General features: G+C 69.0%; 9 protein-coding genes. 6 read left to right on the top strand and 3 right to left on the bottom strand.

Annotated elements, in window-relative coordinates; genetic code table 11:
• Positions 1-357 precede the first annotated feature (357 nt).
• The gene (locus tag FHR78_RS08715) at positions 358-3,732 is read left to right on the top strand and encodes a PIN domain-containing protein (protein ID WP_166760128.1); all 3,375 of its coding nucleotides are present in this window, start codon (positions 358-360) and stop codon (positions 3,730-3,732) included.
• A gap of 149 nt (positions 3,733-3,881) precedes the next feature.
• Here FHR78_RS08715 and FHR78_RS08710 read toward each other — a convergent pair whose 3' ends face one another.
• The 3 genes from FHR78_RS08710 to FHR78_RS08700 form a co-directional block, all read right to left on the bottom strand.
• Entirely contained in the window at positions 3,882-4,115 is a 234-nt protein-coding gene (locus tag FHR78_RS08710) for a hypothetical protein (RefSeq protein ID WP_166760127.1), read from the bottom strand.
• A 60-nt stretch (positions 4,116-4,175) separates the two neighbouring features.
• Positions 4,176-4,586 carry an ester cyclase gene (locus FHR78_RS08705; protein WP_166760126.1) on the bottom strand — a complete coding sequence of 137 codons (411 nt, stop codon included), beginning with the start codon at positions 4,584-4,586 and terminating at the stop codon, positions 4,176-4,178.
• A gap of 108 nt (positions 4,587-4,694) precedes the next feature.
• Positions 4,695-6,428, bottom strand: coding sequence for a RecQ family ATP-dependent DNA helicase (locus FHR78_RS08700; protein WP_166760125.1), 1,734 nt, complete (start codon positions 6,426-6,428; stop codon positions 4,695-4,697).
• Between the two features lie 318 nt (positions 6,429-6,746).
• Between FHR78_RS08700 and sucC the strand changes: the two genes are divergently transcribed.
• From sucC to purH, 5 genes are all read left to right on the top strand, one after another.
• Complete coding sequence (gene sucC, locus FHR78_RS08695; protein WP_166760124.1) at positions 6,747-7,910, top strand: ADP-forming succinate--CoA ligase subunit beta; 1,164 nt, start codon at positions 6,747-6,749, stop codon at positions 7,908-7,910.
• A 17-nt stretch (positions 7,911-7,927) separates the two neighbouring features.
• Positions 7,928-8,815 carry a succinate--CoA ligase subunit alpha gene (gene sucD, locus FHR78_RS08690; protein ID WP_166760123.1) on the top strand — a complete coding sequence of 296 codons (888 nt, stop codon included), beginning with the start codon at positions 7,928-7,930 and terminating at the stop codon, positions 8,813-8,815.
• 153 nt (positions 8,816-8,968) lie between these two features.
• The gene (locus FHR78_RS15165; protein WP_243862273.1) at positions 8,969-10,903 is read left to right on the top strand and encodes a cell division protein PerM; all 1,935 of its coding nucleotides are present in this window, start codon (positions 8,969-8,971) and stop codon (positions 10,901-10,903) included.
• Positions 10,904-10,970: 67 nt separating this feature from the next.
• Positions 10,971-11,564 carry a phosphoribosylglycinamide formyltransferase gene (gene purN / locus FHR78_RS08680; RefSeq protein WP_166760122.1) on the top strand — a complete coding sequence of 198 codons (594 nt, stop codon included), beginning with the start codon at positions 10,971-10,973 and terminating at the stop codon, positions 11,562-11,564.
• Positions 11,561-13,225: a bifunctional phosphoribosylaminoimidazolecarboxamide formyltransferase/IMP cyclohydrolase gene (gene purH / locus FHR78_RS08675; RefSeq protein ID WP_166760121.1), complete on the top strand. Its 1,665-nt coding sequence runs from the start codon at positions 11,561-11,563 to the stop codon at positions 13,223-13,225. Before purN ends, purH begins: the two co-directional genes overlap by 4 nt.
• Positions 13,226-13,803 lie beyond the last annotated feature (578 nt).

Below are 13,803 nucleotides of genomic sequence, written 5' to 3'. Positions count from 1 at the left end.
GGTTGAAGCTCATATTGATAAGAACAAATGGCATGTACTTCCATGCGAAAGGTTCACTTAGGAGTTGTTGTGCCAACGTTGCCAGCTGGACCGCTTGCTCGCCTCGCGTCTACGGCGGCGCTCCGGATGTCCCTAAACTTACGCGTTGCCTTTCGATCGCGGCAGATTTTTCGACAAGAAGATGGTCAACGAGTTAAGTTAGGCCTCATCTACCGATCGCTTCGCGACGGCGCGGCGCTCGAGTCGTTCGGTACCGTAGGGCCGGCGTCTCGTAATGCACAACTGTCCCTAGTCGGTCTCATCAGCGATTTGACTCCACGAGGTATCTCGTCGGAACGCGCGACTGCGGTCATATACATGGCTTACACGGAGCTGGTGACGCCCTCGCGGGCTGCTCTCCTCTCGGGCTTGAGCACACAAGCGGCTATGGCTGCCAGTGGACAGGTCGTTGTAAAACGGGTGGAAGAAGTCGAAACACATCTGTCGAGCCAGATCCAAGCCCGTAACAACGAGGCCGCAGCTTTTCCTTATAAGGCCCAAAACTTGCCGCGCCTCATTGCCGAGCAGGCCACGCTTGCTTTGGCTAGATGGCCAAGCATTGCAGACGCCGTGGCGGCCGTCGTGGCTGCTTCAAACCCTGGATCCCAGCTCCGCACTTGGTCTGAAAGCGACTTTACTTACTTTCGAGGTGCCTATCCCGACGTAGTTGCGTTCATGGGAGAACTTGCCGAAGAATATGGTCTTTCGGATGTCGCTGCAAGTTACTACCATCAGGCAGTGGCCGCAGGCGCAAGCCCAGGCGGGTACTGGCGCGTTCGAGAAATTCAGTGTCAATCTGACTGGACAACCGAACAGCAGTTGGCGTATCTGGAGCCTGTAAACACTCATCCCTGGGCGCATGCAGCTATAGCTCAGCTCCGTGCGACCCCGATGGATGGGCAGGATCTTCTTGATAGCTGGAATCCGGAATCGGAATCGGAACGCGCACAACACATGCTCGTGGCGACTCGTACGTATCTCTCTCGCGGAAATTGGGATTCCGCCGAACAAGCGGGTCGAGACCTATGGCGCAAGACTGATTTGGCAGCAGCCGGCCTTCTTGCGATAGAGGCAATTTTAGGAAGTCACCACGATGCCGAGGCCTATGGCGGCTCATCACGACTCGCTGAAGCCCTTGACTTAGCCCTAGAGGTCCGTAATCGGTGTCGTGAGCTTCGACTTCCAAGTGGACAGGCTGTTGCGAAAGCGATGCGCATAGCGTTGACACTCGGAGACTCAGCGCGTGCCATTCGACTCGGGCTTCCGCTCCCAGACGGTGATGCGATTGACGACGAGGCAACTTCGATACCCGTCAGCGAGGAACTTGCATACTTCGCAGCTCGCTCAGGGGAAACCGACAAGACCCTAGAACTCTTGACGAGGATAAGTTCTGCATCTCGACGGAATGACATCCTGGGGCTTTTAGAAGAGGCAGTCGGTCATGAAAGCATGGCTGTCATGCGATGGTGTCTAGCTGCCGACGCGGAGACCAGTCCAAGACAGCAGGCCATTTTGCTTTGGCGTCTCGCGCTTCGAGGGGTCCGACATAAAAGACTGGTTGCTGTAGCTGCAATAAGTGAGGACGTTGCGGCCAGTCTTGAGCTCACGGTGCAGTTGGTGCGTAATCCATCAGTGGCCGTTCCCGAAGCTCGTACTACGGCCCTCTCAAACCGGCGAACAACGCTCAGCCTGCTCGAATACTTTTCACGCACTGGACGACACGGTGATGCCGAGCAGCTGGCAATCGCAGCCGCTCAAAAGTTTGAGGATGCGGATTTGTGGCAGAGCGCCGCGGAATTCGCCCTCAGGGACCAACGGGCCAATGACGCACGGCGGTACGCAGAAGAGGCCCTAGCGTGTGCGCCGGTTGGCTGGGGAAGTGATATACAAGCGCACCGGGTCATCATCAACGCTTCTGGACGCCTCGACGACTGGGATGCTGCAAGCAAGGCGGCCAAGCTGCTGCTTAAGAGATTGCCTGACAATCCGGTGGTCGTATGGACCCTTGTCGAGGCTCGTTATCGCGCCGGGGACTTTCCTGAGAGTCTTAAGGCTTGGGAGGATGCCGGACGCCCGCGTCCTATCGAGCGCAACCATGCCCTCACGTGGCTCGACCTGCGCCGGCAGATTGGCCCGAGAGTGGGCTCAATCTCCGACGCGATTGAGTTCGTCTCCCCGTGGCCTCATGACGAACAATTAAGGGCTGCGCTTCTCATCACATTTATTACTGTCGAAGTTGGTTCTGACGAGCTAAGTGACGTTCGGGGCGCTTTCGCATCTTATTGGGAGGACTTTCCCGAGGGTGGCACACTGCAACGTTATGAGGTCGATTCTAGCGATGTTTTGAATTCAATCAATAACGCACTTGCTGCTCGACGGGGGATGGCGGGTGGCGCACCGCGGCCTGACGGCGAGGAAGGCATGCGAAGCCGCCAGGATCAGCTCGATCGCTTTGGTTCGGACTCGGATCTGGAGAAACTCGTCGAGGCCTTGACAATCGGATCTATGCCTCTAGGCATGTTGTCATCTGTTCAGGACCGCACATACTCGGAAGTCCTTGTCCTCTGGGGCAGCGCCCCGCGGCACTCTTCCCGAGTAGACGAATACGAATTGCAGGGTGTCGGGGACGGCGTTGCTGGCGGTGTTGTCGTCGATTTGTCCTCGATATTCACACTGTCGGTGCTCCATAAGGGGTTGGCCGCTTCGGTCTTCGGGGCGTTCCCATCGTTAGCCATTCCTGCCGCGCAATACCGCGATGCCATTGCCGGGGAATTTGTCGTGCGCACGCTATCCGGACTTTCATTAGTGCCTCAGGGTGTGGAAGGCGGTTTTGTGCCGCTCTCAGTATCCGACGAAGACCTCGCCAGGGCTAAGGACCGCGCCCTGCAACTGTCGGAATGGGCGAAGGTTATGAGCCGCCTACCGCCCACGGAAACACGAGGTCTGCCGGAACTGTCGGGAGGTGGCCTCGCAGACGCATCGTGGGTGGCAGCGCTGGATGCAGCAGTAGTAGAGAAGAAGGCGCTTTGGGCGGATGATGCCGCTCTTCGGTCTCTGGCACGATCCAAGGGAATAGGCGCATTCAGCACCGCGGCGGTGATGTCGTTTCTGCTGTCCCAAAAGCTCATAGAACCGGATCTGGGCGATGTGGGCTATGCCCAACTGCAATCAGCCGGCTATGTGGGTGTGCCCTTCACCCCTCGCTCATTTGCGTTGGCACTGCAGCTCGACAAGCAGGAGCCCGCCGGCACTGCACAGGCGCTTCGCTTCGCAACCCCAACGGAAAGTCACGAAATTAATGCACGTATGGAGTTGCTCCTTGGGAGCGTAAGTGAGGCATCCCACAATGCAGAACTGCTACGGCGCTGGATACGCCTCATTGGAGATTGGCTCATTCGGCTGGGCGGTGATAGTAAAGCGTCTGACAACCTCACGGGCCTGATGAGCATAGCTTTGGATTCCAACTGGTTGAACGCATCAACTCTGCCCTTTGTTATTCAAGGAATTCGCGATTCGGACGTCGAGGACCTTTTTGCAGACGACTCCATCATTGGCGCATTCCTGTATAAGTACCGGCAAGAATCTATTACTGCCACGCCCGAAATAGCTTTTAGTTGGCTAACAGCCCTTTGTAGCAATATCGATGACCCTCTTCGGCTTCGAATAGTGTCGCAAATTCTTACCGGCCGATAGTAGGTTTCTAGCCAGGTAGTAAATGTCGAGGGTAGGGCGGCGCGGGCCTGGCGACCGGGCCAGTCACGCCCTGAGCTCGTGTTCGGCCCCTATACGCCGACGCCCGCCAGCCGCAGAGCGGTAGGCGGGCGTCGTGTCGTTGCTGCGCGCTACTCGGTCTCGTCGAGGTCGACGTCCTGGTTGTCCAGGTCGTTGTCGGCGAGCCTCGGCTCGGCCTCACGCGGCGAGCCGCCGGTGGGGCCGTCGTTGCCGTCGCCAAGGCCGGGCAGCACGGTCTCGCCGGCGACCGCGTCGTTCGTGACGATCTGCTGGCTCTCCTCGAACTGGGTCTCTTCGTCGTAGGGCTCGTCGCCCGAGGAGGCGGGAATCTGGGTGTCGCTCATGGTGCGTCCTTCCGGTCGGTGGTGCGGTGCTGCGGTGGTGCCGTGTGGCGAGGGAGCGGCTCAGGCGAGGCCGAGCTGCTGCATGAGGCCCGCCTCGTCGGTGGCGCCCCAACGCTCGACGAGCAGGCCGTCGTCGTCGAAGCGGCCGACCTGGATGCCGCGCACCGTGAAGCTCTTGCCCGTCGCCTCGTGGCCCTGGAACGGCCCCGTGTGGGTGCCCTTGATGGTGAAGACGGCGGTCACGTTCTCGTGGTCGGCGACGAGCGTCTCGACGCCGAGGTCGGCGTCGGGGAACGCCGTGAAGAAGTCGCTCCAGAACGCCTTGATGCCCTCGACGCCGGCGGGCGCGCCCGGGGCCGGGTCGTGGTCGACGACGGCGGCGTGGAAGCCCTCGCCGAGCCGGTCGATCTCGCGGGCGGTCAGGATCTCGCCGATCAGCTGCTGGGTGGCGACGTTCTTCTCTTTCGACATCTCGTTCTCCGTGTCTCGTGTGTGTCAGGTGGTTCCCGTCTACTCCCGCACGGTGCCGCGACTCCTGCGGAGCTTCACAGGGAAGCCGCGTCGGGACCGTGCTGGGCGTCAGACGGCCTTGAGCAGGTCGTGCTGCTCGACGGCCTCGAGAGCGAGCACCTTGTAGCCCTCGCCCTCGAAGAACACCGTCATGCGGTCGCCCTCGGTGCTCATGACCGTGCCCTGGCCCCAGGTGGTGTGCTCGACGCGCGTGTCGTTCTCGAACAGGGGCGCCTGCTCGGGCTGGTCGGCCTGCGTGCCGGCGTCGGCGGCACCGGCACCGGCGGCGTCGCCGTCGGCCGGGCGGTCGGGCTCGGCCGCCGCGGCACGGCAGTCGTCGCAGTTGCCACAGCGCCGGGGAGCCTCCTCGCCGAAGTAGCCGAGCAGGAACCGGCGTCGGCAGCCGCGCGCCTCGGCGTACGTGCGCATCATCTCGATGCGCGACTTCTCGACGCGGTCACGGGCCTCGGCGGCCTGGCGCGCCTCCTCTGCCGCGGCCCCCGAGTCGAGGTCGTTCGTGACCCGGTAGCCCTTCTTCGTCTCGGCGACCACGCCGGCCTCGAGCAGCAGGTCGACGAGCCGCGACACCTGGCGGGGCTTCAGCTCGGTCGCCTCGGTGATCGCCTTGCGCGCGATCGGCCCCGAGGAGGCGCGGATCGCCTCGTGCACCCGCCGCAGATCGGCTCGTGACGGCAGCCCCGACGCGAAGAACGACCGCAGCGACAGGTCTTCGGCCCGGTAGTGCAGGGTCGCGTCGGCCGGCTCGCCGTCGCGCCCGGCCCGCCCCACCTCTTGGTAGTACGCGTCGAGCGACTCGGGCACGTCGGCGTGCACGACGAAGCGGACGTCGGGCTTGTCGATGCCCATGCCGAAGGCGCTCGTCGCCACGATCACGTCGATCTCGCCGGCGTGGAAGCGCTCGTGCAGGGCGCCCCGCTCGGCCGAGCGGAGGCCCGCGTGGTACGCCTCGACGGTGCGGTCAGGGCAGCGCTCGCCGATCTCGTCGGCGTAGCGCTCGCTCTCCTTCCGGGTGGCGACGTAGACGATGCCGGGGGTCGTGAGCTCGGCGACCTGCTCGACGATCGCCCGGCGCTTCTCGGCCTCGTCTTCGTGGCGGTGCACCGCGAGCGACAGGTTGGGGCGGTCGAAGCCACGGCTGATCACCAGCGGGTCGCGCAGCCGCAGCCGCTCGACGACCTCGTCGCGCACGGGGCCCGAGCCTGTCGCGGTCAGCGCCAGGACCGGCGGGCGGCCCAGTCGCTCGACGACCTCGCCGAGGTGCAGGTAGTCGGGGCGGAAGTCGTGGCCCCACGACGACACGCAGTGCGCCTCGTCGACGACGAGCAGGGCGACTCCCGCCCGCTCGAGGCGCTCGACGGTCTCGTCACGGGCCAGCTGCTCGGGCGCCAGGAACACGTAGGTGACCTCGCCGGCGTCGACGCGCCGCCAGCTCTCGTCGTTCTCGTCGTCGGTGTGGCCCGAGTTGACGTCGACGGCCGGCGGGGCGTCGGGGTGCCCGACGAGCCCGGCCACCTGGTCGGCCTGCAGGGCGATGAGCGGCGAGACGACGACGGCGGGGCCGTCGAGCACTGCGCCCGCGACCTGGTAGATCGCGCTCTTGCCGAAGCCGGTCGGCATGACGCCGAAGGTGTCGCGCCCGGCGAGCAGCGACTCGACGGCCTCGACCTGCGCGGGCTTGAGCTCGTGCCACTCGAACAGGCGGGCGGCGACGTCGGCGATGCGGTCGCGGACGGGGGCCTGCACGTCGTCGGCGACGGTGCGGGCGGTGGTGGCGGTGGTCATGGAGCGTCCTCGCGGTGCGTCCCGCCGCCGGAGTGCGCCGAGAGGATCCATACGATGCCGGGGACCACCGACACGCGCGTCGTGCACAGGGGATCGGGAGGGACTCCTCCCCAGCCGTACCCCGGGGTCGGGGAGGGTACCCCTCCGCGCCTCCTCGGGCACGGGCCGGGAGGAGCCGCGAGGCCACGCGCTAGGCTGGCGGAGGCCTGTTCGTCCCGACGTCGAGACAGACGCGAGAGGCGGCGACGAGGCCGGAGCCGACCCTGTCGGCACACCCCTCCAGAGCACTGGCGCAGCGATGCGGATTGGAAGAACAGCGTGGATCTTTTCGAGTACCAGGCCAGGGACTTGTTCGAGTCCTACGGCGTGCCCGTCCTGCCGGGGGTCGTCGCCGACACCCCCCAGGAGGCGCGAGCCGCAGCCGAGCAGATGGGCGGCGTGACCGTCGTCAAGGCCCAGGTCAAGGTCGGAGGCCGGGGCAAGGCCGGCGGCGTCAAGGTCGCGAAGACCCCTGACGACGCGGAGGCCGCGGCCGAGGCGATCCTCGGTCTCGACATCAAGGGCCACGTCGTCAAGCGCGTCATGGTCGCCGGCGGCGCGCAGATCGCCCAGGAGTTCTACTTCTCGGTGCTGCTCGACCGGGCGAACCGCTCGTACCTGTCGCTCTGCAGCGTCGAGGGCGGCATGGAGATCGAGCAGCTGGCCGTCGAGAAGCCCGAGGCGCTCGCGCGCGTCGAGGTCGACCCGCTCGCCGGCATCGACCTCGACAAGGCCGAGGAGATCGCGCGTGCCGGCGGGTTCCCCGACGAGCTCGTCTCGAAGGTCGCGCCCGTGCTCGTGAAGCTCTACGAGGTCTACGCCGGCGAGGACGCGACCCTCGTCGAGGTCAACCCCCTCGTGCTCACCGAGCAGGGCGACATCGTCGCCCTCGACGGCAAGGTCTCGATCGACGAGAACGCCGACTTCCGCCACCCCGGCCACGCCGACCTCGAGGACGCCGACGCGGCGGACCCTCTCGAGGCCAAGGCGAAGGCCGCCGGCCTCAACTACGTCAAGCTCGACGGCGAGGTCGGCATCATCGGCAACGGCGCCGGGCTGGTCATGTCGACGCTCGACGTCGTCGCCTACGCCGGCGAGGCGCACGGGGGCGTGAAGCCCGCGAACTTCCTCGACATCGGCGGCGGGGCGAGCGCCGAGGTCATGGCCGCCGGCCTCGACGTCATCCTCGGCGACGAGCAGGTCAAGAGCGTCTTCGTCAACGTCTTCGGCGGCATCACCGCGTGCGACGCCGTCGCCAACGGCATCGTGTCCGCCCTCGGCATCCTCGGCGACTCGGCCACCAAGCCGCTCGTCGTCCGCCTCGACGGCAACGCCGTCGACGAGGGCCGACGCATCCTGGCGGAGGCGGCGCACCCGCTGGTCACCGTCGTCGCGACCATGGACGAGGCAGCCGACAAGGCCGCCGAACTGGCTTCGAAGTAAAGGGACAGAGCACAACCATGTCGATCTTCCTCAACAAGGACAGCAAGGTCATCGTCCAGGGCATCACCGGTGGCGAGGGCACGAAGCACACCGCCCTGATGCTCAAGGCCGGCACCCAGGTCGTCGGCGGCGTCAACGCCCGCAAGGCCGGCACGACCGTCACCCACGGCGACGTCGAGCTGCCCGTCTTCGGCACGGTCGCCGAGGCGATCACCGAGACCGGCGCCGACGTCTCGATCGTCTTCGTGCCGCCGGCGTTCGCCAAGGACGCCGTCGTCGAGGCCGTCGAGGCGGGCATCCCGCTCGTCGTCGTCATCACCGAGGGCATCCCCGCGCAGGACGCGGCGGAGTTCTGGGCGCTCGCGAAGTCGAAGGGCGGCGCGACCCGCATCATCGGCCCGAACTGCCCCGGCATCATCACGCCCGGCGAGTCGCTCGTCGGCATCACCCCGGCGAACATCACGGGCGCCGGCCCCATCGGCCTCGTCTCGAAGTCGGGCACCCTGACCTACCAGATGATGTTCGAGCTGCGCGACCTCGGCTTCTCGACCGCCATCGGCATCGGCGGCGACCCCGTCATCGGCACGACGCACATCGACGCCCTCGAGGCGTTCGAGGCCGACCCCGACACGAAGGCCATCGTGATGATCGGCGAGATCGGCGGCGACGCCGAGGAGCGCGCGGCCGACTACATCAAGGCGCACGTGACGAAGCCGGTCGTCGGCTACGTCGCCGGGTTCACCGCTCCCGAGGGCAAGACCATGGGCCACGCCGGCGCCATCGTCTCCGGCTCCGCGGGCACGGCCCAGGCCAAGAAGGAGGCGCTCGAGGCCGCCGGGGTCAAGGTCGGCAAGACGCCGAGCGAGACCGCGGCCCTGCTGCGCGAGGTGTACGCGGCGCTCTGACCGGCACCGCACCTCCTGGGCGGGCGTGTTCGTCCGATCCGGTCCGTCACGACGGACCGCGGTCGACGGACACGCCCGCCCTCGTGCGTGCGGCCCGCCGTCGCGGCGGGGCACGCCCGCCGACCAGCGGCCCGACCGGTACAGTCGTGCCCGATGAACCGCCCTGTCACCGCCGTCTTCGCCGCGCTCGAGGCCCTGCTCGTCGTCGGCATCGGCGTCGGGCTGCCCGTCGTCGTGCTCAGCCTGCTCTGGGCGTTCCAGTACGGCCTGCAGATCGACTGGGTGGTGTTCTGGCGGGCCGCCGTCGACATCTGGCTCGTCGGCCACGGCGTCGACCTCGACCTGCAGCTCGGCTCTGCGACCGCCGCCGCCTCGGGCGTGCCCGGCGCCGAGGCGCCGTTCGCGGTCACCATCGCCGCCCTCGGCTTCTCGGTGCTCACCGTGCTGCTCGGCGGCCGCGCCGGCCGAGCCGTCGCCGAGACCCGCCACCGCGGCGTCGGCATCCTCAGCACGGTCGGCGTCTTCGCCCTGCTCAGCCTGCTCGTCACCGCCACCGCGCAGCACCCCCTCGCCTCGCCCCGCCTCTGGCAGGGGATCGTGCTGCCGACGCTCGTCTACGCCGTGCCCGTCGTCGTCATGGCCGAGGTCACCCGCCGTCGACGCGGCGAACCTGCCGACCCCGTCACCGGCGCGGTGCTCTCGCTCGTCGCCCGCGCGCCCCGCACGGCCCGCGTCGTCGCGGCCGCGGGCCTGCGCATCGGCACTGCCACGGCCGCAGCTGTGCTCGCCGTCTCGGGCATCGTCGTCGCGCTGCTGCTGCTGACGCACTACGCCGAGCTCATCACGCTGTACGAGGGCGCCCACGCCGGGCTGCTCGGCGGCGTCGCCCTGACGCTGGGGCAGCTGGCGCTGCTGCCCGACCTCGTGGTCTGGGCCGCCTCCTGGTTCGTGGGCCCCGGCTTCGCGCTCGGCACCGGCTCGGGCGTCTCGCCGCTGGGCACGTCGGTGGGGCCGATGCCGGCCGTGCCTTTCCTCGGGGCGCTGCCCACCGCCTCCTGGTCGTTCGCCTTCGTCGGGCTGCTGGTGCCGGTCGTCGCCGCGTTCGTGGTCACGACCCTGCTGCGGCCGCGCATCGAACGGCTGCTCGCCGAGGCCGGGTCGGCCGACGTGCTGCGTCGCGTGCTCGTCGGGGTCGTGGGCGGCGTCGTCGCCGGAGCCGTGCTCGGCCTGCTCGCCTGGTCCGCCTCCGGCGCCGCGGGGCCGGGGCGCCTCGCCGAGGTCGGACCCGACCCGGTGCTCGTCGGCCTCTTCGGCGCTCTCGAGGTCGCCGTGCCGGCCGTGCTCGCCATGGTCGTGTCGCTGCGCGCGTTCCTCGGCCACGACGACGACCTCGCCGGCAGCAGCGCAGGAGGCGCCCGCACCGAGGACGACGTCGAGACCGGTCCGCAGCCGGTGCTGTCGACGGCCGCCCGGACGTCGGGGGAGTCGCAGGCCGAGTCACGGGCGTCGGCGTCGGCTCCGACGCCGAGGTCGACCGACACGGGACGGGTGCTGGGCGCGTCGTCGTCCCCTGCGGTCTCCGACCCTTGGGCGGACGGCGGCGTCGCGGTGACCGGTGAGTCGGAGACGATCAGACATGCGGACTCGACCGACGACGCCGACGGGTCGAGGCGCGGGCTCTCCTCTGGGCCGCGACGACTGTGGGCGCGGCTGCGGCACGGGCGCGACGACGCTGGACAGGACGACGCACGACAGGACGTCGGCGGGGCCGCGACCGGCGGGTCGACGGGTCACGAGGGTGCGACGGGGTCGAGCGCCGTGGGGCTCCCGGCCGACGACACCGCGACCGGCGAGACGGCGGTCGTCGAGACCGGGCTGTCGGGCGAGCGCGGCGGACGCGACCGGGACCGTGGCGCTCTCGACCGCGACGACCGCGACCGCCGCGACGACCGCGACCGCGACCGCGAGCACGACGACGACCTCGACGGCCCCGCCCCGTGGTGGCGACGACTCGGGTCGCCCGCCGACCGGCCGGCCCCGGCGGACGACGGCGACGAGACCGAGCCGATCCGCGGTCTCGACCGCTGACCCGCGCCTCCTCGGCCCCCGTCGTGACCGGCCGAGCCGCCCCCGCCCCGGACGCTAGGCTTGCCGGGTGCTGAAGCTCGTGGTGCTCATCTCCGGTGGCGGCTCGAACCTGCGCGCGCTGCTCGAGGCCGCGCAGCACGACAGCTACCCCGCCCGCGTCGTCGCCGTCGGCGCCGACCGCGAGGCCGACGGCTTCGAGCACGCCGAGCACTTCGGCGTGCCGACCTTCTCGGTGCCGTTCTCGAGCTTCGCCGACCGCGCCGCGTGGGGCGACGAGCTGCTGGCGCAGATCCGCCAGTGGCAGCCCGACCTCGTCGTGCTCAGCGGGTTCATGCGCCTGCTGCCCGTCGGCGTCGTCGACGCGCTCAGCCCGCACCTGATCAACACGCACCCGGCCTACCTGCCCGAGTTCCCCGGCGCGCACGGCGTCCGCGACGCGATCGCGGCGGGCGTCGAGCAGACGGGGGCGAGCGTGATCGTCGTCGACGCGGGCGTCGACAGCGGGCCGATCCTGGCGCAGCGGCGCATCCCCGTGCTGCCCGGCGACGACGAGTCGTCGCTCCACGACCGCATCAAGATCGTCGAGCGCGAGCTGCTGGTGCAGACCGTGCGCGAGATCGCCGACGGAACGACCGACCTCGAGGAGACGAGACCCGCATGAGCGGCCACCAGATCGACCCCAGCCTCTACCGCGAGCGAGACGCCGTGCCCGTGCGGCGCGCGCTCATCAGCGTCAGCGACAAGACCGGACTGCTCGACCTCGCCGAGGCGCTCGCCGCCGCCGGAGTCGAGATCGTCTCGACCGGCTCGACCGCGTCGACCATCCGCGACGCGGGCCACGAGGTCACCGACGTCAGCGCCGTCACCGGGTTCCCCGAGTCGCTCGACGGGCGCGTCAAGACGCTGCACCCCGGCGTGCACGCGGGCGTGCTCGCCGACCTGCGCCTCGAGTCGCACGAGCAGCAGCTGGCCGAGCTCGGCATCGAGCCGTTCCAGCTCGTCGTCGTCAACCTCTACCCGTTCGTCGAGACGGTCGCGTCGGGCGCCGAGGCCCCGGCCGTGATCGAGAACATCGACATCGGCGGGCCGGCGCTCGTCCGTGCCGCCGCGAAGAACCACGCGAACGTGGCCATCGCCGTGTCGCCCGCCAGCTACCCGCAGATCGTGAAGTCGCTGACGCTCGGCGGCACGACCCTGGCCCAGCGTCAGCGCCTCGCCGGCGAGGCCTTCGCCCACACCGCCTCGTACGACACGGCGGTCGCCGCCTGGTTCGCCGCGAACGTCGGGGTGCGGGCCGAGCACGAGGCGGGCGCCGACTCGACGACGACCGTGGCCGAGGAGGCGCGGGCCGGGTCGTCCGACGCCGTCGCCCCCCAGCACGTGACCGTCGAGGGAACCCGGCAGGCGGTGCTCCGCTACGGCGAGAACTCGCACCAGCGGGCTGCGCTCTACGCGTCGCCCGAGGGCGCGGGCATCGCCCAGGCGGAGCAGCTGCACGGCAAGGAGATGTCGTACAACAACTACGTCGACGCCGACGCCGCGCTGCGCGCCGCCTACGACTTCGCCGAGCCCGCCGTGGCGATCATCAAGCACGCCAACCCGTGCGGAATCGCCGTGGCCTCGCCCGACGCGGCCGACGCGATCGCCGACGCGCACCGTCGTGCCCACGCCTGCGACCCGGTCTCCGCCTACGGCGGGGTGATCGCCGCGAACCGGCCCGTCACGCTGGCCATGGCCGAGACGGTGAAGGACATCTTCACCGAGGTCGTCGTCGCCCCCGCGTTCGAGCCCGAGGCCCTCGCGCTGCTGCAGACGAAGAAGAACATCCGCCTGCTCGTGCTGCCGACCGACTTCGCCCGCCCGCAGACCGAGGTGCGCCAGATCTCGGGAGGGCTGCTGGTGCAGCAGGTCGACTCGTTCGACGACTTCTCGTCGGCCGGCTGGACGCTCGCGGCCGGCGACGAGGCCGACGCCGCCACGCGCGCCGACCTCGAGTTCGCCTGGCGGGCCTGCCGCTCGGTGAAGTCGAACGCGATCCTGCTCGCCGACGCCGGCGCCTCCGTGGGCGTGGGCATGGGGCAGGTCAACCGGGTCGACTCCTGCCAGCTCGCCGTGACGCGTGCCGGCGAGCGGGCCCGGGGCTCGGTCGCCGCCTCCGACGCGTTCTTCCCGTTCGCCGACGGCCTGCAGGTGCTGCTCGACGCCGGCGTGCGCGCCGTCGTGCAGCCCGGCGGCTCGATCCGCGACGACGAGGTCGTCGCCGCGGCGGCCGCGGCCGGAGTGACGATGTACTTCACGGGGGAGCGGCACTTCTTCCACTGAGCGCCCCCGCTCCTCGCAGCGTTCCCCGACGGACGCCCCGGCACGCAGCGTGCCGGGGCGTCCGTCGTCTGCCCGCGCGCGTCGCCGCACGTCCCCGCGACGCGGCGCGCGGGCGCGGCCCCGCCCGCGGGCGCGGCCCCGCCCGGGGGTGCGGCGCCGCCCCGGGTGCAGTCACTGCACCCTCACCCTTGCGGCGGAGGTACTGCCACAGATATCCTGAAAAGCTGCTCACAGCCGGTCGCTCGCGACTGACGGACGAACGACGACCCGCACTGGAGGACACGATGAACTCGACGACGCTGACCACGGGGGCCTCGACCCCCGCCGGTGCTCTCGTGCCCGCCGCGCCGGCCGCCGGTGCCGCCTCCGCCCGATCGACGGCCTCGGCCCTGATCGGCTAGGGCCGACGGGTCGCAGGCCCTGCCTCGCAGCCCGCACCGCACCTCCTTCACCCGGACCGCCCACGGGCGCTCCCGCACACGACCGCCGCCGAGCCCTCCCCAGGGCGCGCCGGCCGCGGTCCCCTCCCCACCCGGTCACTGCCGAGACGGCACCGACCCGCCAGATCACGACACTTG

The organism is Frigoribacterium faeni (assembly GCF_011761235.1).
Taxonomy (GTDB): Bacteria; Actinomycetota; Actinomycetes; order Actinomycetales; family Microbacteriaceae; genus Frigoribacterium; species Frigoribacterium faeni_A.
The sequence above is the reverse complement of the archived record's forward strand: the minus strand, read 5'-3'. Positions and strand labels throughout refer to the sequence as shown.